Origin of the sequence: Chitinophaga parva (assembly GCF_003071345.1) — a bacterium.
Lineage (GTDB): Bacteria > Bacteroidota > Bacteroidia > Chitinophagales > Chitinophagaceae > Chitinophaga > Chitinophaga parva.
This window is the reverse complement of the sequence record NZ_QCYK01000001.1, coordinates 1,345,557-1,366,338: the sequence shown is the minus strand read 5'-3', so window position 1 is coordinate 1,366,338 and position 20,782 is coordinate 1,345,557. Positions and strand designations below refer to the sequence as shown.

Below are 20,782 nucleotides of genomic sequence, written 5' to 3'. Positions count from 1 at the left end.
TTTTTTACCGGTTAAAGTCCAAACTGGCTCTTCACGCCCTTAATAATAGCAGCATCATCCAGTTGCTTACGGTTTGCAATAATTGCTTTAGCGTCTTCACCGGCGGTATATCTTAACTGATCGCTGCCGTCTGTAGCGGCTTCATAAATTACCTGGGCTACTACACTTCCAGGTGAAGCGTTCTGGTACATGGTTGGGACAGATGACATCAGTTTTTGCACGAGCGGCTGATATTCAGTAAGCGTTTCATCATTGCTGAAGTCAAATGAACGACCGCCAAAATCGGTGGCAATAGCACCTGGTTCAACGATTTTTACCTGGCCGCCAAATTGTGACACTTCATAGCTCAACGATTCCGAAATACCTTCAACGGCGAACTTGGTGCCATGATATAGGGCCCCTAATGGGAAAGTTATTTTACCGCCAATGGATGAGACGTTAATGATAATGCCACTTCTGTTTTGTCGAAAATGAGGAAGCAGCGCGCGGGTAACATCCAGCAGTCCGATCACGTTGGTATCGAACTGGCGAACGATCTTTTCGCGGGAGAAAGATTCCAGCGGCCCGTAAGCGCCATACCCGGCATTATTCAGCAGTACATCAATTTTGCCAAATTTTCGAATGCCTTCCTGCACGGCTTTGTTGATTGAATTTGTATCCAGCACATCAAGTGCTGTTACATATACATTTGGCAAGGCCGTTAGTTCGGTCTCATTTTCAGGTTTACGCATGGTTGCGATCACGTTCCAGCCTTTTGATTGAAACAGTAATGCGGTTGCTTTTCCTATGCCGCTGCTGGCGCCTGTAATAAAGATTGTCTTATTCATTTTAGTAAGATTTAATTGATGCTGTAAAGGTCTTACTAAAGGCCGCCAGTTGCATAATACTAATTCCGGGTAGTTGTATGCTTTTTACGGATTTATTCAGTTCTAAGGCCTTTAACGGGGTTTGCCAGGACCGCTTTGACGGGGGCCAGTACACGCATCGTAAAGACAGCAATTAAAAGAACCGCTGCTCCCGCCAGCGGAAACGTCCACCAGGATATGGGACTGCGATAGGCGAAATCCTGCCATTAGTGGTCTATAAAAATACCAGCTTATGGGTCGGGGCGACCATTATAGCCAGTAACAATGAATCAGATTGAAAAATTGGGAAATTCAGCGTGAGATTAGACACTGCTCTGTAATATCGAAAAGAACAGTTCCAGTCTTGTCTTTTGCCGGGGAAATAGATCTGTATGAAGATCCGATTGAACAAGAATGTTTCGAACCAAAAAGCCCCTTCAAATTCAATGATCTGAAGGGGCTCTGAATTTTAGTCGGGATGGCAAGATTCGAACTTGCGACCTCCTGGTCCCAAACCAGGCGCGATAACCGGGCTACGCTACATCCCGTCCCGTTCTCTGCAAAACCCCGGAACATACTCCCGGAACCCGCAGAAGGAGTGCAAAGGTAACCAATAGTTTTAATAAAACAAATTCACCCCGGCAAAAATTCACCTAAGGTGGCCCTCAGCGCAGCGTTTCTCGAGCCGGAAGACGGTGTCAACAGTTACTGTTGCTCAAGAATGGCAACACCCTGTACTTTCACTTTACGCCCAGCGATGGCATCCGCGCAATAGTGTACGATGCCAACCACAAGCAAAAAGCCTCAGACCACCCTTACAGGCAAAACCTGGGAAGACCATGACATGAAACGCTCAAAGTTGAAAGACCTCCACGAGACCAACGGGCAAGTGGTCATTTTCCTGTAGCAGTGTATACTTGGGGTATACCCGATGCATACATACTGATAGTTCGATGTGAGTATACTATTCATTTTGTTCAGTGGAGGGTTGGAATACCTGGCTTCGTTAACGTGTTGGCCTTTTAACAGTACAACACGTTAAAAAATAACACAATGCATTATCTTTATAGTTCAATATCCCGATCCTATGTTTAAATCCTTCCTATCCCTGGCAGCCATAGTGCTGGTTACCACGGTAAACTGCCTGGGCCAAACGCCCAAAGTAGCCCTCAGTGCATCTTTTCCCGAGCCCGAGGATGGCGCCAGCCGCCTGCTTTCCATGAAAAACGGTAACACGCTCTACCTTCACTTTACACTAAAGGACGGGATAATCGTAACGGTGTACAACCCGCAACACCAACAGCAAGCAACGGCTACTGTAACCAGCAAAGACTGGAACAATGACGACATGAAACATTCTGAACTGAGGGGCCTGTACGAGATCAATGGGCAGGCCGTGATCTTCCTGCTGCAGGTTGCCAACAGAAGGCCCAGCTTTTACCGCATCATCGTGGATGGTGAAACGGGCAAGTTGGTAAAGGAAGACAAACTGGTGGAACTGCATAAGAATGATTATGTACCCATTGGATCTACCTCTCGCTGGGGCGACATCGACCCTAGTAATTTCCATGTAGAGAAAGACCCTGCATCTGATTATTATGCGGTGATCCTGGATACGTACCTGGAAGATAACAAGGATGTCCGGATGACGGTAACCCTTTACGCTCCTGATCATTCAGCAGTAAACCAGGCTTACTTCGAGGTTCCCAGAACCACCTTTAAGACCGTGGATTATCAGGCTGCTTATGTACATGGGGACGAATACATTTTCCTGGCTGCGCTGGGCAAGAACGAATGGAGAGATAAAGATGCCCAACTCATGACGGCTGTACTTAAAAAAGGCGATAACCATTTCCAGGTGCAAACACTGAAAGAGACACGTGGCTTTTGCAATCCCGTTTCCGGCGTGCAATATGACGCAGGTAGCCAGACCTTGGCCCTGTTAACCACCACAGAAAGCCGCAACCTCAATCTTGTTGAAGACCCTAAACACAGTGACAACGGGCATGTCACAGCACTCATTTATGTTAATCCCAGCGAACTGACCGTAAAACACTTTGGATTTATCAAATACAGTTATATCAGCGACTATGCAAAACGCAACATGGATTACAAGGACGATTACAAGGGGCTTCCCCAGGACTTCCGGATGAATGCTGATGGTACACTGAGTGTAATGCTGGAAGAAGTGAATCCGCAAGACCTTACCGCCAGCGGGGGCTTTTCCGCCGGCTCGCTCACCCAGTTTTTCAACATTGGGATCGCCAGTTTTGACAAGGGCGGGAAAGAAATTAACGGATACGGAATAGCCAAGCACCAGCAAACGGATGGCTTTTTCCCCTTCTGGCGCAATTACCGCCGCGACAAGGGCTCATGGTCTTTCCATAGCTTTGGCGCCATGGGCAACCATGCCACTACCTCTTTTTACTCCTACCAGTACCTGCATCCTGCCAATGCTGAATACGTGCTGTTTAATGACTACAACAAAAACATCCGTAGCAGCAGTGAAAGTCCGCGCGACCGCGCAGAACTGGTAGCCGCATCGGAAAGCAGCACAGTATGTTACCGTATCACAAATGGGAAGATGGAAAAATTCTTCCTCTATGGAGATCCGGGAGACGAGGATATTCATCGTTATAGCATCATGGAATCTACCATCCACGATGTAACCCAACAAAAAATAGTGACCATCATGGTTGAAAAAACAGGCCGTAAAGACCCCAAAGCCCATATAGCCTGGATAGACTTCGAATAATCAAACCCATTCCCAAAAATAAAAAGGTACGGCCCTCACAGCGCCGTACCTTTTTCATCTCCTAATACTGGTACTTCACCAGCGGGCACACCTTGCAGGCATTTGCCCCTTCCTGGCCGTACCAGCGGCAGCTGCTGCGGATCCCGCAGGCCACCAGTTCTTCTTTCCAAAAAGTGGATTCAATTTTATCCAGCACGGTTTTGATCACCGAGCAGGATTGGGAGGCCCCATCCCATTGCTGGCAGGCACTCTTCACGCATTTGTTCACAAAGCGGAAGCGCTGCCCCACGGGACTGCCCACCTGTGCAGCCGCTACAAAGCCTTCATTGAGCTCCAGGGGCTGGGCCAGGATATCCACTTCGCCGGCTTCATTGGCAATGCCCAGCAGGCGCGATCCCTGGTACAGGGGCGCACTGGGGCATAGCGAACGGGGTGCCTCCATAGCTTAATGCGCCAGGATAATAGCGCCGCCTACCGTGGGTTGTTTAAACGTTTCCTTCAGCAGCCCTTGCAGCGCAGCCGCTTGTACATTGTACAAAATACCGCCGTTGATAATGCCCTGGTACACCAGGGAATGGCCGGCGGCCTTGCTGGAGGCCATTTCCAGGCTGCCCAGCTTAGCGATCACTAACTGGTTGATCGCCGCGGCGATCTCTTTTTGTTTGTCTTCGGGAAGGGAAATACCGTCAAGTTTCACGGTGAATTCGGTGGACTTTGTGCTCATGATAAAAACTTTTTTGGGGATGCCTACTCTAACGCGTTCGGCGTTGCGCCCTACTCTGATGCGGGTTTTCGGGTACGCCCGTAAAAACGTTTGACCGTGGAAAATGCATGGGTAACATGCACAAGCTGTTGATTAAATATAACCGGGGAACAATAAAAACGGGCTGTTGATCCGTGTATGCTGGGGTATTGTAAAACGTAAGAACAAAGAGAAGGTAGCTAAAAAAAGCGGCACAGCCAAAAATTTGAAAACGTCAAACACACAAACGTTTGCATTATTACCATCTTTTTAAGTTTCGCCGCCGGCTGGTTTATTTGGATGATTGCTGCTATTTTTAGCCCTATGGACACCAGAAGAGAATTTTTAAAGAAAGCGGCCCTGCTCTCCGGAAGCGCAGGCCTGGCAGGCATTCTGCCCCCCTCCATCCAGAAGGCCCTGGCCATAGATCCCGCCCCGGGCACCACCTTCCTGGATGCCGAACATGTGGTACTGCTCATGCAGGAGAACCGCTCCTTTGACCATGCCTATGGCAGCCTGCGCGGTGTACGCGGCTTCAATGATCCCCGCGCCATCCGCCTGCCCAACGGCAACCCCGTGTGGCTGCAAACAGACGCCAAAGGCCGTACCTATGCGCCTTTCCGCCTGGATATCAAGGGCACCAAGGCTACCTGGATGCACTCCCTCCCCCACTCCTGGGAAAACCAGGTGGATGCCCGCAACAATGGCCATTACAACCGCTGGCTGGAAGCCAAACACTCCGGCAATAAAGCCTACTATGATATGCCCCTCACCCTGGGCTACCACACCCGGGAGGATATTCCTTTTTATTACGCGCTGGCAGACGCCTTCACCATCTGTGACCAGCATTTCTGCTCTTCCCTCACCGGCACCACACCTAACCGCCTCTATTTCTGGACCGGCACCATCCGCCCGGAACCCAAGCCCGACGCACAAGCCAAGGTTTGGAACAGTGATGCAGACGACCAGACCATGGTGAGCTGGCCCACCTTCCCCGAAAAACTGGAAGCGGCAGGCATCTCCTGGAAAGTATACCAGAACGAGATCAGCGTGGGCGTAGGCTTTAAAGACGAAGAAGATTCCTGGCTGGCCAATTTTGGGGACAACCCGCTGGAGTATTTCACCCAGTACAATGCCCGCCTCTCCGCCAATCATATTGCCTTCCTGCAAAAGGAGGCCAATGCCCTGCAGGTACAGTTGGACCAGAACACGGATGGCAACAAGACCGCTACCATCCAGCAGGCACTGGAACAGGTGCATGCCGCGCAAAAGCTCTACACGGCCGAAGCATACAATGCCCTGTCGCAAACGGAAAAGAACCTGCACGAAAAGGCGTTCAGCACCAACAGGAATGATCCGCATTACCACGAGATCACGAAGCTGCAATACGATGATAACGGCACGCCCCGCGAACTCATGATCCCCAAAGGTGATATCCTGCACCAGTTCCGCGAAGATGTGAAAAACGACCAGCTGCCCACCGTGTCCTGGATCGTGGCGCCGGAGAATTTTTCCGACCACCCCTCCGCACCCTGGTATGGCTCCTGGTACCTGAGCGAGGTAATGGACATCCTCACCCAGAACCCGGAAGTATGGAAGAAGACCATCTTTGTATTGACGTATGATGAGAATGACGGCTACTTTGATCACGTGCCACCCTTTGTAGCCGCACGTCCCAATGCGCCGGAAACAGGCTACGCTTCTGCCGGCATCAACACCGCGGTGGAATACGTGATGAAAGACCAGCAATCCAGCTCCCCGGCAGATACCCGCGAGCACGCCATCGGCCTGGGTTACCGCGTACCGCTGGTGATCGCCTCGCCCTGGAGCCGTGGCGGGTACGTGAACTCACAGGTATTTGACCACACCTCCTCTTTACAGTTCCTGGAAAAATTCCTGCTGCATAAAACCGGAAAGTCCGTAGTAGAAAATAACATCTCTACCTGGCGCCGTACCGTGGCCGGTGATCTTACTTCCACCTTCCGTCCTTACAACGGCGAGAAGATCCCCGCGCTGCAATACCTGGAAAAGAACACTTTCATAGAAGGCATTCACAAGGCCCAGTTCAAAGACCTGCCGCATGATTATGTAGCACTGGATGAAAAACAGGTGGCCAGTATTCAACAGGCACCCGCCTTCCATGCCTTACTGCCCCGCCAGGAAAAAGGAACCCGCCCTGCCTGTGCACTGCCTTACCACATCTTTGCAGATGGTAATTACAATGCAGCCCGGCAGCAGTTCGAGATCACCTTCCAGGCTGGCAAATCCTCTGTGGGGGCACCTTTCAATGTGTATGCCTACAACGTAAAAACAGGCACGCTCCAGGTGCGCGACTACGCCGTAACGCCTGGTGACGCCCTGCCCGACAACTGGAAGCGCTCCCTGTTTGACAACGGTGCTTACCTGCTGCACGTGCACGGGCCCAATGGTTTCTTCCGCGCTTATGAAGGGGGGAACGATATTCCTGCACTGAAGATCACCACTGCCTACCAGACCAATGGCAATATTGTGCTCCAGTTTACCAACAATGGCAACAAAGCCCTGCAGCTCACGGTGACAGACAAGAGCTACCATGGTGGCCAGAAACATACCACCCTGGCAGCGGGCGCGCATTCACAACTGGTGTGGGAGCTGGCGCAAACCCATGGCTGGTACGACCTGGCAGTTACCGCGGCGGGCTTCAACGGCTTTGCGCAGCGCTACGCCGGCCACGTGGAAAACGGTAAGCCTTCCAGCAGCGACCCGCTGATGGGTGGCCTTTATCCCACCGCATAACAATCCGTGAAAACACATACTGGAAAAGGCGCTGCAGTGATTGCGGCGCTTTTTTATATTGCCACCATCTCCTCCACAGGTTCCTGGCTGTCGATGAATTTGATCTCCATGATCTTTTGCTCAAAATCATTGGCGGGCACCAGGGCCCTGGATTTAATGCGCGCTTTGTAGGTATACACCGTACTTACGCTGTAATCCAGGATCCTGGCCACTGTTTCAACATCGCTGACACCCAGGCGCATGAGGGCAAAGATGCGCAGCGTGGCATTCAGGGTCTCGCCAGACTTGGGCCACACCTGGTCTTCTTTTTTGAGCAGGGCGTTGAAAGCAGTAATAAAGTTGGGGAAGATGGTCAGGAATACGCTGTCCAGCATGGTATACAACTGCCCTTTTTCTTTATCAATATGCACGTTGTTCAACAGGCGGGTCACTTCATTGTACTTGCCCAGTTTAATATTATGCTGGATAGTGATCTTCAACCGGTCCAGGGTTTCAATATAAGAAGAGCAGGTGTTGAAGAACAACCCGATCAGTTCTTCCTTGATGCGGGAAGACTCCCATAGTTTGTTATTTACATGTTCCAGCTCCGCATTTTTTTCTCTGATCATCCGTTCATTGGCCTTGATGCGGAGAAATTGTTTGCGGTAAATGACCAGCGCAAAGAACAAGCTCACCGCGGTGATCAGGAACACCAGGAAGCCGATCAGGAGCTTGTCCCGTTCATGCTGCTTTTCGTTTATCACCTTGCCGGCGATCAGCGGCAGCATACGCTCTATCTGCACCGCGCGGTTGCGGGCACCATAGAACTTAGCATTGTGGGCCGCCTCCTCCATGAAGGCATAGGCATCGCCGGTCCGGTTTTGCTTAAACAGCTCTTCCCCCAGCAGGAATACCGCCAGTGTTTCTTTGGTGGAAGAACGGACATCACACAGCGTGGCCAATGCCAGGAAAAAAATACGGTCCTGTCCCGTATAGGCAAAGCTCAGGCGTGTGGCCACCATGGCCATGCCGTGTTTATCCAGGTTGCGTCCCAGGATCAGTCGGTAAAAATAACCAGGGGTGAGGCTGCGTGCTTTTACGGAATCGGGGATAAAGGCCAGGTCAATGGTCTTTTCAAAATCGTTGGAGGGCGTCACATTTTCCAGGCGCCGGAAATCGGCCTTCGATTGCCGGAGGTATTGTTTGGAGAAATAGGCATCGCTGTCGTAATCCGCTATACCCTCGTTCAGCCTGGCCCGGAGGATGAGGTAATCCGTTTTCTGGGCAGCCGGCAGTGTGTCCGGATCTATTTTATTGATAATATCAAACGCTTCCTTATAAAAGCCGGATCCCAGGCAAATGCTTCCCATCATGATCTCACTCCGGGTCAGCTCCTGGGCTTTCCCAAACCGGGCGGCCAGGTCAGCCATGGCTTTTACATAGACAAAAGCGGAATCGAACTTATAGGCGCGGTACTCCTCGAACAACTGCTCATAAAGCCGCGACTGGGTATAGTAGGGGCTGCCGGAGGCAAACTGCAATTGGCCGCGCAGCCCGGCTATCCGCTTTTCCTTTTGCTGGTCGTACACCTGTGTCCGGCCTAGCTCCGACCGTAATACCTTTAATAAACTGTCTGTATTTACGTCCTGGGCATACAACTGCAAGCTGACCAGGCAGCAGCATAGTACTGTTAAAAGTTTCCTCATTGTGGAAAGGAATCTGTTTTAGATGGTAAACATTCCATACCGGATCTCCGCTCCGGTGAATGCATCGCTTCCGTTAAAAAAATAGTTAACTCCTGAACATGCAGCATGATAATTTCCGCTATCTGAAACGGCCTCTTCCCGGCCGGCGGTGTGTTTCCTGTGTGCCTTAAATGTACTCCTTTTACTGGTTTGTTCCTACATATGTTGTTAGGAAGGCTTAGATTTTTCCGGGTCGCCATCGACATAACAAATTGTCTGTCAAGTATTTATTTTTTGAAGGCCTTAGATTTTCCGTTGGGCACACTTCTGTCCGGCCGTACGCGCCGGCATCGTGAATTAACTTGGTCTGCCCGTCCGCACTGCCCGGACCGGCATTGGTTACTTCATCCCGCTGCAGCAATGAAGGGCCTGCCACCACGTATGAACCAATAACTAAAACAGCTATGCTAAGAATTCTGCGATTATGGAGCCTCCTGGCTTTGATCCTTGCCGGCGCGTTCCCGGCGATGGCACAAAACAGGCCCATCACCGGGAAAGTGGTAGATGCTACTACTTCCCAGCCTTTGCCCGGCGTGAGCATCCGCATTGCGGGTACCGCTTCCGGGGCCGCCACGGATGTGAACGGCGCATTCCAACTGTCCGTACCGGCCAATGCCAAACAACTCATTTTTTCGTCTATTGACTACACCACCCAAACGGTGGACATCGGTACCGCTACCACCCTCACGGTGAAATTACAGCCTTCGTCTACCCAACTTTCCGGCGTAGAGGTGGTGAGTGTAGGGTACGGCACTATTTCCAAGAAAGAGGTATCCAGCGCCATTACCCACGTGTCTGCCAGTGAGCTGAAGTCCGTGGCCAGCAACAGCCCCCTCATGTCTTTGCAGGGCAAGGTGGCTGGCCTCACGGTGTCCAACACCTCCACCGCCGACCCCAATTCCACCCCCAGCGTACAGATGCGCGGTGTATCCTCCCGCAATGCCGGCCTGGGACCGCTGTACATCATCAACGGTATTCCCGGCGGGAACATCGACAACATCAACCAGAACGATATTGAATCTATCGACGTGCTGAAAGGCGGGGCGGCTTCCGCCATTTACGGTACCCGGGGTAGCAATGGGGTGATCATCATCACGACCAAGAAAGGAACCAGTGATTCAAAAATGATCTATAACGGGTATGTGAGCCTGGATTATCTTACCCAGAAACCGGACGTACTGAGCGCTGCCGATTTCCGCAAGTACCGCGTGGCCTCCGGCAAAGGCCAGGACTACGGGGCTAACACAGACTGGATGAAATCCGTGACCCGCGAGCCTGCCATTGGCCAGAAACATACCCTGCAACTCTCCGGTGGCAATACCCAGACGAATTACTTTGCCTCTGCAGACTACCGCAATGCCGATGGTATAGACCTCCGGGCCTATAAAAAAGAATACGGCGCCCGTGTGAATATCAACCACACCACGAAAGACAACCTCTTCACCGTAACACTGGGCATTGCCCCTCGTTACATGCATACCAGCAATTCCGACCAGGCGAACTTTAACAACGCTATCACGCTCAATCCTACTTACCACATTTACGACAGCACCGGTGCGTATAATTACATCAACACCGGCTTTTTCTCCAACAACCCGGTGGAAAACGCAAAGCTGATCAAAAGTGAAGCGGAGATCCATGAGCTGGACATCAACGGTTCTGTGAAGATGAACATCCTCCCGAACCTGAATACGATGGTGACCGTGTCTGACATTACCGCGAACTACAAGAACATGTTCTTCTCACCGTCAACACTGAGCTCCATCCGGCATAATGGTTCTATCACCAAAACAAATTATGCTTCGCAGGAAGAACAGGACCATGACCAGCGCAACCTGGACTGGACCATCAATTATTCCCTGAACGCCAGTAAGCACCATGTGCGCCTGCTGGGTGGCTACTCCTACAGCTATTTCAATTACCAGCAGTTCAGCGCCAATAACTACGATTTCCCGTTTGATACCTTCCTGTGGAACAACCTGCAGTCCGGCACCTGGAACGCCGGCGCAGCGGGCAACGCGCAAACCGCGGTAGCCTCTACCCAGAACGATTCCAAGCTGGTGGCCTTCTTTGGCAGGGTGAATTACGATTTTGATGGCAAATACATCTTCACGGCCAGCTTACGCCGGGAAGGTTCTTCCAAGTTCGGCTCCGACCATAAGTGGGGTAACTTCCCCGCCGTATCCGCCGCCTGGCGCCTCACAGACGAAAATTTCCTGAAGAACAAGCTCTCCTGGCTGAACGACTTGAAACTGCGTGCCGACTATGGGGTAACGGGTAACCAGGATTTTGATCCTTACAAATCCCTGCTGCTGTATGGCGGTGCCGGTTACTTCACCTACAATGGTACCGTGTACCAGGTGTACGGCCCCTCTCAGAATATCAACCCGCTCCTGGGTTGGGAAAAGGCGATCAACTTCAACGTGGGCCTCGACTTTGACCTGTTCAACGGCCGCCTGGGCGGTTCACTGAACTACTACGTCCGTAAGAACAAGGACCTGCTGGGCGACTACACGGTGCCCGTGCCGCCTAACCCGCAATCCACCACCTACGCCAACGTAGGTACCATGAGCAATTCCGGCATCGAGGTCCAGCTGAACGGCGAAGCAGTGCATACCAGCAATTTCAGCTACAACATTTCACTGACCGTTGCTACCAACAACAACAAACTGGTATCCTTCTCCAATAAATTATACGAAGGCAATCCCTACCAGGATGTGGCAGGCCTGCCCGCTCCCGGCTCTCCCGGCAACATCCAGCGCCTGCAGGAAGGCCACCGCATCGGTGAGTTTTATATGTGGCGGTCTGCCGGTGTAGACAAAGACGGGCAATTGCTGGTGTATAAAAAAGACGGTACCGTGGTAACGGGCAATGCTGCCAGTGTGGACGACAAGCAATTTGTAGGTAATGGCCTGCCGAAAGTGACCGGCTCCATGGGCAATATGCTCAGGTACAAAAACTGGGACCTCAATATTTTCCTGCGTGGCAATTTTGGTTATAAACTGTTTAACATGCAGGCATTCTACCTGGGTACCCCCGCTACACAATCGGATGCCAACACCCTGCGCTCCGCTTATGATCCGGGCAGCAGGTATTCCAAGCTGACAAACACCAGCACGTCCCAGATCCCCTCTGATTACTTCCTGGAATCCGGTTCTTTCGTGAAGATCGATAACGTAACACTGGGATATACCCGCCACCTTGATTTCAAGTACCTGCATGGCGTGCGCGTGTATGCTACCGCTACTAACCTGCATACGTTTACCGGCTTTAAAGGAGGAGATCCTGACCTGTACCCTGTGAATGGTCTCACACCTGGCGTGCAAGGCAGCATTGCCAACGGTTTTGGCCTGAACTTCTACCCCGCCACCATGCAATTCCTGGCCGGCGTACAGCTCACATTCTAAACGATCAACTGTGCCACATGAAAAACACTTATAAAAAATATATACTGCCCGCGGTGCTGACCATCAGCCTCACCATGGGTGCATGTACCAACCTGGATGAAAAGGTGTACGATAAGGTAGATGCAGGAAGCTTTCTGACCCGCCGGGATGACGTGATCCGCGATTTCCTGCGCCCGTTTGAGCACGCCTACTGGAGCATACAAGGCAATGACCTCTATGCCGCGGGTGAAGATGCTACCGACGAAATAGGCACCTACAACCGCCAGGGCGACTGGCAGGATGGTAACTATTACCAGCGCATGCACTACCACACCTGGACCACCCAGGATAACTTTACCAGCGGCGCCTGGACGGCCTTCTACCAGGGCATTACACTTGCCACCAATTCCCTGCAGGACATGGAAGGCATCACTGATCCCCGGAAGCTCAATGTAACGCCGGAAGAACTGGCGGATTTTAAAGCAGAACTCCGCACCCTGCGCGCCTGGTTCTATCTCCGGGCCTTTGACTACTACCGCAATATTGAGATTGTGACGGATGTAAAGAACAGTACCAAAGGCAATCCACAATCCACACCGGATGAGACCTTCAAGTACATTGAGTCAGAACTGCAGGCCGCCATACCGGACCTTTTCCAGCGCGAAGCACTGGGCAACAACAGCATTGGCCGCTGGACACAAGCCGGCGCCGCCTCATTGCTGGCGCGCCTTTACCTGAATGCGAAAGTGTATATCAAGCAGGACAAATTCAGCGAGTGCGCCACCATCTGCCAGGATATTATCAACGGCAAATATGGGAAATACCAGTTGGATACCCGCTGGGACGCACCCTTCGATTACACGAACAACCTGCCAAATTCTGAAGTGATCTATGGCTTCCCCTGCACCCTGGGCCGTACCCACTGGCAGTATGATGGCGGCATGTTCTTCTGGGGCATGACCTACGATGCAGCCCCCTTGTATTGCGGTTTCACAGATTTTGGACAATCCAATCCCAAATATGCGCTGCAACCCGGCAGGGACGTGGATAGCGTGGAATACACCTTTGCACTGGGCAAGCCCTTTGTGAAGTTCCAGCACTACCCGGACGATTACCGTTTAAAGCTGTATAAAAACCTGGGCAACAGTACCCGCGAAGGCATGTTCCTCTATGGCTACCTGCCTTACAAACACAATGTGAATGGGGTAACGGTAACAGATACGGTGCGTGGCAACAAAGGTCCCTACCCCCTTTTCATCCGCGACCAGGTGGGCATGTTCCTGGATGCCAAACCCGGCACCCGCATTGCTGACAAGGAATCCGATATGAACCACGCAGACCACAACTCCGGCGTGTTCCTGGTGAAATATCCCGTGTATCCCACACCGGATCCTAACCGCATTACCTCTGCCTATGCAGAAGTGCGCCTGTCTGAGATCTACTACACCCTGGCGGAATGTAAATACCGTGCAGGTGATAAAGCCGGTGCCGCGGTGCTGCTGAATGCCGTGCGCCAGCGCAACTACCCGGCCGGCTCTCCCAGCCTGTATAAAGCAGATGGCAGCCAGCTCACCGACCAGGAAATGCTGGACGAGTGGGGCCGGGAATTCATTGGCGAGAACCGCCGTCGCACAGACCTGATCCGCTGGGGCGTATTCAACACCGGCACCTGGTGGGATAAAAAACCAGACGCGGATGATCACACAGCGATCTTCCCCATCGGCATCACGATCATGGGCGCCAATCCACAATTTGTACAAAATCCAGGTTACTGATTTTAATTCCACTGCCGCTCCACCTTCCGGGGCGGCAGTTTTTATGTATTCAACATTATCAATTGCATCTATTCATGAGCTTTTCGCCGAAGCATTTTCTTTTTATTCTTTGCATCGCTTGCGGGGCGGCCGCCACGGCACAAAACATCCCGGTACAACGCGCGGGCCTTATCAGCCCTTCCATCGCTGAATTTATTCCCAGGGGTTTTGACCCTTCCAAAACACCATCCCTGATCCTGCAAAAAGAGCCCTCTATACAAAGCGCGCTGCCCGCCACCTGGAACGTGCAGCCGGAGTTTGCGGTTGAAAATGGGAAAGCCATTGCTACCGTGCATTTAAAAGGAAACATCAGCCTGTATGGCGGAGGTGAAGTGACCGGCCCTCTTTTGCGGAACGGCAAAACCATCAGGCTTTGGAACACAGACAACGGCGCCTATGGCACAGACGGGGGCAGGCGGCTTTATCAAACACACCCGTGGGTACTGGGCGTCCGTGAAGATGGCAGCGCATTCGGTGTGCTGTTTGACAGCCCCTGGAAAGCCGAACTGACCACAGACCCGGACAAGATTGAACTGCGTACGGAAAGCACGGTTTTATTCCGGGTGTTTATCATCAACCGCTCCTCTCCGCAGGAAGTGGTGAAAGGACTGGCAGCACTTACCGGTACCATGGAAATGCCGCCCAGATGGGCTTTGGGCTACCAGCAATGCCGCTTCTCCTATGGCACTGAAAAAAGAGTGCGCGAAATAGCAGATACGTTCCGCGCCAAACAAATACCCTGCGATGCCATCTGGATGGATATTGATTATATGGATGGCTATCGCGTATTCACGTTCAACAAAACTAATTTTCCCAACCCCGCCAAACTTAATGCAGACCTGCATGCACAGGGCTACCACACTGTGTTTATGATAGACCCTGGTGTGAAAGTAGATAACAACTATACGGTGTATGCATCCGGCAAGGCAAATGATGTATGGGTGAAAGACCCTGCCGGCAAGGAATACCACGGCAAGGTATGGCCGGGCGATTGTGCGTTCCCGGATTTTACCCGGCCGCAAACCCGCCAATGGTGGGCCAGTCTTTATAGCGATTTTCTAAAGAACGGCATGGACGGTATCTGGAACGATATGAATGAACCTGCCGTTAACGACAATGATTTTCCCGACAGCCTGCGGCTGGGCACCATGCCTTATAACACACCGCACCGCGGCGGTGGTGGCCTGCCTGCAGGGCCTCACCTGCTGTATCATAATGCTTTTGGCAGGTTGATGGTACAGGCTACGCGCGAAGGGGTGATGGCAGCAAAGCCGGACAAACGCCCCTTCATTTTAACCCGCGCCAACCTGCTGGGTGGCCAGCGCTTTGCCGCCACCTGGACGGGTGATAATTATGCCAGCGAGGAATTCATGAAAGTATCCGTACCCATGTCCATTACACTGGGCCTTTCCGGCCAGCCTTTCAGCGGCCCGGACATAGGCGGTTTCCTGGGTAACACCTCCGGCGACCTGTGGGCAAACTGGCTGGGCTTTGGCGTTTTCATGCCCTTTGCAAGAGGCCATGCCTGCGCCGGTACGAATAACAAAGAGCCCTGGGCGTATGGCGCCGCTATTGAAAGCACATCACGCATTGCACTGGAACGGCGCTATCGCATGCTGCCGTATTTATACAGCCTGGTGCACGAAGCCCATACCAATGGCCTGCCCTTAATGCGCCCTGTCTTCTTCGATGATCCCGCAGACCAGCGCCTGCGCGCGGAAGACCAGGCATTCCTGCTGGGTAAGGACCTCCTGGTGATCCCTGCCTTTGCAAAGGAGCCCCAGTTGCCCAAAGGCATATGGGAACCGTTAAGCCTTGTAACCGGTGATACCGCAGATGCTTACCAGGCAAAGCTGCTGATCAAAGGTGGCAGCATTATTCCTGCCGGCACGGCCATCCAGCACACCAATGAAAATGCACTGGCAACACTCACCCTGTACATCTGCCTGGATGCACAGGGAATGGCCAATGGCACGCTGTACTGGGATGCCGGCGAAGGCTGGGGATTTAAAACCGGCGCTTACAGGCTGCTGAAATTCCAGGCCACGGAAAAAAATGGAAAGACCCTTATCCGGCTGGCATCGCGGAGCGGGAAATATAATATCGGTAAAGACATTCACCAGGTTCTGGCCGTGGTTATCAAAAATGGCCACACGTTTACCGGCCGGGTGTCCCTGGAAAACGGTGTATTGAATACAGGTGGCTGATGCCATCACCAACGGAAACCATGCACGGAAAAGGTCAGCGATCTGCTGGCCTTTTTCATTTGTAAGAAGGCTGGCTCGCGCAATTACAATATTATAAGGATTCCAAATAAATTAAAAAAACAGGGCGCCAGCAAGGTAGGCCTCAGTGAATATGTGCTCCGGGGCAACTCAGGGTGCTGGGTGGCGCAGACCACCACCGCGGCAGGCTTCTTTAAACAATTGCAGGGGCATGTAAGCACCTGTACATTTTATGCGTCAGGCACGGCTCACTAAAGCGGGGGGCAGGCATCACGTGCCCGGGTGAGCCGTTTAACAAACAAAACTGAGCTTTCTAACAAAATTCTGCGGCCGCAAGTGGCCTTACTTTGCACGTATAAAAACGAACATTATGAGCAAAGTTTGGTTTATCACCGGTGCCTCCAAAGGCCTGGGCCGCAGCCTCACCCAGGCTGCCCTGAAAGCAGGCCACCAGGTGGCCGCCACCGTACGTAATCTCACCCAGCTGGACGAACTGGCTGCGCAATACCCGGAACAACTGCTGCCCCTGGAGCTGGACGTAACGGACCATACCCGCGCCAAGGCCGGTATTACCGCTACCATTACCCGTTTTGGCCGTATAGATGTGCTGGTGAACAATGCCGGTTTTGGCATTACCGGCGCCACGGAGGCTTATTCCGAAGAACAGGTACAAAGCCAGCTGGCCACTAACCTGTACGCCCCCATTGACATTACCCGCCTGGTGCTGCCATACATGCGCCAGCAGCGGAGTGGCCGCATCCTGCAGATCAGCTCCATTGGGGGCCGCCAGGGCAATCCCGGCCTATCCATTTACCAGGCAGCCAAGTTTGGCCTGGCCGGCTTCTCCGAGGCGCTGGCCAAGGAAGTAGCCCCCCTGGGCATTTTTGTGACCAGTATAGAGCCCGGCGGTTTCCGCACAGAATGGGCCACCGGCTCCATGAGCTTCGCCCCTGAAATTCCTGGTTATGAAAGCACGGTGGGCGTAATGATCAACGTGCTGCGCAATAATCTCTTCACTCCCCAGGGCGATCCCGACAAAGCCGCCAAAGTAATGCTGGACCTCGTGGAAAACCCGGAGCCTCCTGTACACCTGGTGTTGGGCAGTGACGCCCTGACCATGCTCAGGCAAGCCAATAACACCCGCGATACAGAGATGGAAAAATGGGCCGCTGTGAGTCTCACTACTGACCACGACGATGCCGGCAACTTTTCCGAGAGCACCATTTTTAAAGCCTTGCAGGATAAGATCTAGTTGGGTAGAAGCGGAAGGATCCGCAGGATATGATATTGGCAGATGGTTAGGTTGTTGTACAATTTAACCGTCTGCCAATTTAACCATGCAGGAATGCTTAAATTTGAGATCATGGGGGAGAACACAATACCTGAATATTTACCGCATATTTTTTATAACTGCTACTACCAGAAAGTGCGGGAAGGAGAGAGCTTTGCGCCCAGCCATGTGCTTAGCTACACCATAGCCGGCCAGTCTGATATTACGGTGGGTGATAAGACCTTCACCATGAAAGCGGGCGACCTTTTCCTGTACCGCAGGAACCAACTGGGCCGATATACCAAAACCCCGCCCCCGGACGGCGTGTATGAATCCGTATCCATTTCACTGGACGAACAAACCCTGCGTAGCCTGGCGGCAGAATTGCACCAGGAAATGGACCAGCCCTGGACCGGCGATACTATGCTGCGCCTGCCGGTAAATGCCATGCTCAGTAACTACATTGAATCGCTGAAGCCTTACCTGAACCGCAATGGCGACATCAACCCCACGCTGGCCGCCATCAAGGTAAAGGAAGCCGCTATGATACTGCTGCAATTAAATCCTTCCCTGAAAAATTTCCTGTTTGATTTCAGTCCGCCCGGTAAGCTGGACCTGGAAGGTTTTATGAATACCCACTACAAATACAATGTAGACCTGAACCGCTTTGCTTACCTCACCGGCCGGAGCCTGGCATCGTTCAAGCGGGATTTTGAAAAGATCTTTCATGCATCGCCTAACAAATGGCTGCAGCAAAAACGCCTGCAGGATGCTTATTACCTGCTGAAAGAAAAAGGCTGGCGCTCTTCCGACGTATACCTGGAAGTAGGCTTCAAAGACCTGTCGCATTTCTCCTTTGCCTTTAAGAAAGCGTTTGGCATTACGCCTTCACATGTAGGGGCTTCCAGGGCGTAATGTTTATTACAGTGGCAATGCCCAGTTGCGATAACATTTCCTTACGCCCCTTTGCCGTGACTACCAGTTCCCTTGAAAACTGCACACGGCGGAACTATTGTTTATGCACCCATTCCTCCAGCAGCCTCGCGCCCAGTTTGCCAGACTGCCCAGCGATTCCAGGACATAGGCCACCACGGGATGCGCCAATGCATCATAGCGGTGCCGGCCTTGTTGCGCCACTTTTGCCATATCGGCTTCCGGATAAAGGTAGGGCATCCTACTTTGTGCATGGTTCATTATAAAATGAAGTGTGGGTGGTAAAAATATTTTTGGAGGATTGCATTCTTTCATCGTAATATTGCGATATAATTCTCAGCAAGTTGGGTGTTACTCACCAGACAGTAGCTGGTAGCAGTACCGGCCCTCATTGTGCATGGTATGTAGCCATGCGGCTGCGGTGGAAAATATTACAAGGATAACCCTATTGCTGCTGAAGTATAAAACGATTGCTATGACCACTCCCCTTTTTCCGAAGCTGGCCCACTATCTTGCGGATGCAGCCAACGATTTTGAACAGATTTCCCTGCAGCGCAAAGCGTTGCTCCGCCAGATTGCAGATGGTGTTATTGATGCGCTGGATAAAACCGGGCACGCAGCACTGATCTATGTATGTACCCATAACTCCCGCAGGAGCCACATGGGCCAGTTGTGGGCCGCCGCTGCTGCCGCTTATTACAATATACCGGGCGTTGCCACTTACTCCGGCGGCACAGCAATCACCGCGTTCAATCCCAATGCCATCCAAGCGCTGGCAGATGCAGGTTTTAAGATAACAGGCCCGGAGGTATCACCCAACCCACATTATTCCGTTGCCTACTCCGCCGAAGAAGCGCCTGTGGAGGCGTTTTCAAAAAGATACATGGACCCGCCCAACCCGGCAGATCATTTTATTGCAGTGATGACGTGCGCACATGCAGATGATAACTGCCCGTTTGTAGCCGGGGCCAGCCTGCGGGTGGCAACGCCATATGAGGACCCCAAAGAGGCAGATGGGAAACCTAATCAGGCGCAGGTGTACAGCCAGCGTTGTAAAGAGATCGCGACAGAGGTGCTGTACACCTTTTCGTTGGTGGCAGAGAAAGTTGCTAACGGGTAGGGGGCTTTTAGTATTTAACGCCAGCCCAAGCCGGGTGCCACATGCTCCAGGATAGCCGAAAGGATATGGACATTATATTCCACTCCCAGCGTATTGGGTATCGTTAACAACAGGGTGTCTGCTTCCTGGATGGCCTCATCCTTTGCCAGTTCCTTAATAAGCTGGTCGGGTTCTCCGGCATAGCTCCTTCCAAAAATGGCGCGTTGATCACTGTCAAGAAAACCAATTTTATCAACGCTGTTACTATCCCGTCCAAATAGATACCGGTCCTGTTCAGTCATCAGCGGAAAGATGGACCGGCTTACGGAAACCCTTGGCTCCCGCTGATGCCCGGCTGTTTTCCATGCCTGCTTATACAACCTGATCTGCTCCGCCTGTTGAACATGAAATGGCTTACCGCTTTCGTCCATCTTCAGCGTGGAGCTTTGCAGGTGCATCCCGTTTTCGGCGGCCCAGATGGCGGTCGCATTGGTACCCGCGCCCCACCAGATGCGTTCCCGCAATCCCGGGGAATGCGGTTCTAACCGTAATAAGCCCGGTGGATTGGGAAACATGGGATTGGGATTGGGTTTTGCAAATCCAACGCCACGGAGCTTATCCAGGAATTGCAATGCTTTCCTGCGGCCCATGTCTGCATCCGTTTCTCCTTCGGCGGGTTCATAACCAAAATAACGCCACCCGTCAATTACCTGTTCGGGCGACCCTCTGCTGATGCCCAGTTGCAACCGCCCGCCAGAAATGAGGTCGGCCGCACCGGCGTCTTCCACCATGTAAAGTGGATTTTCATACCGCATGTCAATCACACCCGTTCCGATCTCTATCTTGTTTGTCCTGGCGCCGATGGCGGATAGCAAAGGAAAGGGGGATGCTAATTGTGCCGCGAAATGGTGCACCCGGAAATAGGCACCATCCAAGCCTATTGCTTCCGCCGCCACGGCCAGGTCGATGGACTGTAACAGGGTATCGGCCGCCGTACGGGTTTGATAGGCGGGGTGATTGGACCAATGCCCGAACGATAAGAATCCTATTTTCTTCATGTGGTCTCTTTGTAGTTACAAAAATAGGGACATTATTGATGGTATGAGGGTCATGTTGGTTGAAATACCCTAATCTTTCATGTAAAAACCATTTGCATTATTTAAGCTTGCAGCGTGGGAAGCAACAGCTTTTAAATGGAAGGCTGATGGTGTTCT

The 20,782-nt window shown here is 52.2% G+C and carries 14 protein-coding genes and 1 tRNA gene; 9 read left to right on the top strand and 6 right to left on the bottom strand.

Annotated features, from left to right (window positions below):
* Window positions 1–11: 11 nt before the first annotated feature.
* Window positions 12–827, bottom strand: coding sequence for an SDR family oxidoreductase (locus DCC81_RS05855; RefSeq protein ID WP_108685631.1), 816 nt, complete (start codon window positions 825–827; stop codon window positions 12–14).
* Window positions 828–1,318: 491 nt separating this feature from the next.
* Window positions 1,319–1,393: transfer RNA gene (locus DCC81_RS05850), tRNA-Pro, on the bottom strand.
* A 233-nt stretch (window positions 1,394–1,626) separates the two neighbouring features.
* Here DCC81_RS05850 and DCC81_RS25940 point away from each other — a divergent pair.
* Together DCC81_RS25940 and DCC81_RS05845 are read left to right on the top strand one after the other, a co-directional pair.
* The gene (locus tag DCC81_RS25940) at window positions 1,627–1,752 is read left to right on the top strand and encodes a hypothetical protein (protein WP_262510156.1); all 126 of its coding nucleotides are present in this window, start codon (window positions 1,627–1,629) and stop codon (window positions 1,750–1,752) included.
* Between the two features lie 180 nt (window positions 1,753–1,932).
* Window positions 1,933–3,600, top strand: a complete 1,668-nt coding sequence (locus DCC81_RS05845) for a hypothetical protein (protein WP_108685630.1) — start codon at window positions 1,933–1,935, stop codon at window positions 3,598–3,600.
* A gap of 61 nt (window positions 3,601–3,661) precedes the next feature.
* Here DCC81_RS05845 and DCC81_RS05840 read toward each other — a convergent pair whose 3' ends face one another.
* Together DCC81_RS05840 and DCC81_RS05835 are read right to left on the bottom strand one after the other, a co-directional pair.
* A complete protein-coding gene (locus DCC81_RS05840) occupies window positions 3,662–4,042 on the bottom strand; it encodes a hypothetical protein (RefSeq protein ID WP_108685629.1) in 381 nt (126 codons plus the stop codon).
* Between the two features lie 3 nt (window positions 4,043–4,045).
* Window positions 4,046–4,324 (bottom strand): hypothetical protein, encoded by a 279-nt coding sequence (locus DCC81_RS05835; protein WP_108685628.1) that lies wholly within the window; start codon window positions 4,322–4,324, stop codon window positions 4,046–4,048.
* Between the two features lie 342 nt (window positions 4,325–4,666).
* Here DCC81_RS05835 and DCC81_RS05830 point away from each other — a divergent pair, with 342 nt between their 5' ends.
* Window positions 4,667–7,117 carry a phosphocholine-specific phospholipase C gene (locus tag DCC81_RS05830; protein WP_108686482.1) on the top strand — a complete coding sequence of 817 codons (2,451 nt, stop codon included), beginning with the start codon at window positions 4,667–4,669 and terminating at the stop codon, window positions 7,115–7,117.
* 53 nt (window positions 7,118–7,170) lie between these two features.
* Here DCC81_RS05830 and DCC81_RS05825 read toward each other — a convergent pair whose 3' ends face one another.
* Window positions 7,171–8,802 carry a DUF6377 domain-containing protein gene (locus DCC81_RS05825; protein ID WP_108685627.1) on the bottom strand — a complete coding sequence of 544 codons (1,632 nt, stop codon included), beginning with the start codon at window positions 8,800–8,802 and terminating at the stop codon, window positions 7,171–7,173.
* A 443-nt stretch (window positions 8,803–9,245) separates the two neighbouring features.
* On the opposite strand from DCC81_RS05825, the gene DCC81_RS05820 reads away from it, so the two are divergent.
* The 6 genes from DCC81_RS05820 to DCC81_RS05790 all read left to right on the top strand — a co-directional run bounded on the left by DCC81_RS05820 (window position 9,246) and on the right by DCC81_RS05790 (window position 19,589).
* Entirely contained in the window at window positions 9,246–12,248 is a 3,003-nt protein-coding gene (locus DCC81_RS05820; RefSeq protein WP_108686481.1) for a SusC/RagA family TonB-linked outer membrane protein, read from the top strand.
* Between the two features lie 17 nt (window positions 12,249–12,265).
* Complete coding sequence (locus DCC81_RS05815) at window positions 12,266–14,002, top strand: RagB/SusD family nutrient uptake outer membrane protein (protein WP_108685626.1); 1,737 nt, start codon at window positions 12,266–12,268, stop codon at window positions 14,000–14,002.
* Window positions 14,003–14,076: 74 nt separating this feature from the next.
* Window positions 14,077–16,248, top strand: coding sequence for a TIM-barrel domain-containing protein (locus tag DCC81_RS05810; protein WP_108685625.1), 2,172 nt, complete (start codon window positions 14,077–14,079; stop codon window positions 16,246–16,248).
* Between the two features lie 388 nt (window positions 16,249–16,636).
* Complete coding sequence (locus DCC81_RS05805) at window positions 16,637–17,518, top strand: oxidoreductase (RefSeq protein ID WP_108685624.1); 882 nt, start codon at window positions 16,637–16,639, stop codon at window positions 17,516–17,518.
* Window positions 17,519–17,611: 93 nt separating this feature from the next.
* Entirely contained in the window at window positions 17,612–18,451 is an 840-nt protein-coding gene (locus DCC81_RS05800) for an AraC family transcriptional regulator (RefSeq protein ID WP_240612907.1), read from the top strand.
* A 493-nt stretch (window positions 18,452–18,944) separates the two neighbouring features.
* On the top strand, window positions 18,945–19,589 hold the full coding sequence (locus DCC81_RS05790; protein WP_133177562.1) for a low molecular weight phosphatase family protein: 645 nt from the start codon (window positions 18,945–18,947) through the stop codon (window positions 19,587–19,589).
* Between the two features lie 14 nt (window positions 19,590–19,603).
* Here the strand turns inward: DCC81_RS05790 and DCC81_RS05785 are convergent, their stop codons facing one another.
* The gene (locus tag DCC81_RS05785; protein WP_108685621.1) at window positions 19,604–20,626 is read right to left on the bottom strand and encodes an LLM class flavin-dependent oxidoreductase; all 1,023 of its coding nucleotides are present in this window, start codon (window positions 20,624–20,626) and stop codon (window positions 19,604–19,606) included.
* Window positions 20,627–20,782: the final 156 nt, after the last annotated feature.

Bases quoted from the DNA above. Each gene is read 5' to 3' on its own strand.
- DCC81_RS05855 (WP_108685631.1), bottom strand. From the start codon at position 827: ATGAATAAGACAATCTTTATTACAGGCGCCAGCAGCGGCATAGGAAAA.
- DCC81_RS25940 (WP_262510156.1), top strand. From the start codon at position 1,627: ATGCCAACCACAAGCAAAAAGCCTCAGACCACCCTTACAGGCAAAACC.
- DCC81_RS05845 (WP_108685630.1), top strand. From the start codon at position 1,933: ATGTTTAAATCCTTCCTATCCCTGGCAGCCATAGTGCTGGTTACCACG.
- DCC81_RS05840 (WP_108685629.1), bottom strand. From the start codon at position 4,042: ATGGAGGCACCCCGTTCGCTATGCCCCAGTGCGCCCCTGTACCAGGGA.
- DCC81_RS05835 (WP_108685628.1), bottom strand. From the start codon at position 4,324: ATGAGCACAAAGTCCACCGAATTCACCGTGAAACTTGACGGTATTTCC.
- DCC81_RS05830 (WP_108686482.1), top strand. From the start codon at position 4,667: ATGGACACCAGAAGAGAATTTTTAAAGAAAGCGGCCCTGCTCTCCGGA.
- DCC81_RS05825 (WP_108685627.1), bottom strand. From the start codon at position 8,802: ATGAGGAAACTTTTAACAGTACTATGCTGCTGCCTGGTCAGCTTGCAG.
- DCC81_RS05820 (WP_108686481.1), top strand. From the start codon at position 9,246: ATGCTAAGAATTCTGCGATTATGGAGCCTCCTGGCTTTGATCCTTGCC.
- DCC81_RS05815 (WP_108685626.1), top strand. From the start codon at position 12,266: ATGAAAAACACTTATAAAAAATATATACTGCCCGCGGTGCTGACCATC.
- DCC81_RS05810 (WP_108685625.1), top strand. From the start codon at position 14,077: ATGAGCTTTTCGCCGAAGCATTTTCTTTTTATTCTTTGCATCGCTTGC.
- DCC81_RS05805 (WP_108685624.1), top strand. From the start codon at position 16,637: ATGAGCAAAGTTTGGTTTATCACCGGTGCCTCCAAAGGCCTGGGCCGC.
- DCC81_RS05800 (WP_240612907.1), top strand. From the start codon at position 17,612: ATGCTTAAATTTGAGATCATGGGGGAGAACACAATACCTGAATATTTA.
- DCC81_RS05790 (WP_133177562.1), top strand. From the start codon at position 18,945: ATGACCACTCCCCTTTTTCCGAAGCTGGCCCACTATCTTGCGGATGCA.
- DCC81_RS05785 (WP_108685621.1), bottom strand. From the start codon at position 20,626: ATGAAGAAAATAGGATTCTTATCGTTCGGGCATTGGTCCAATCACCCC.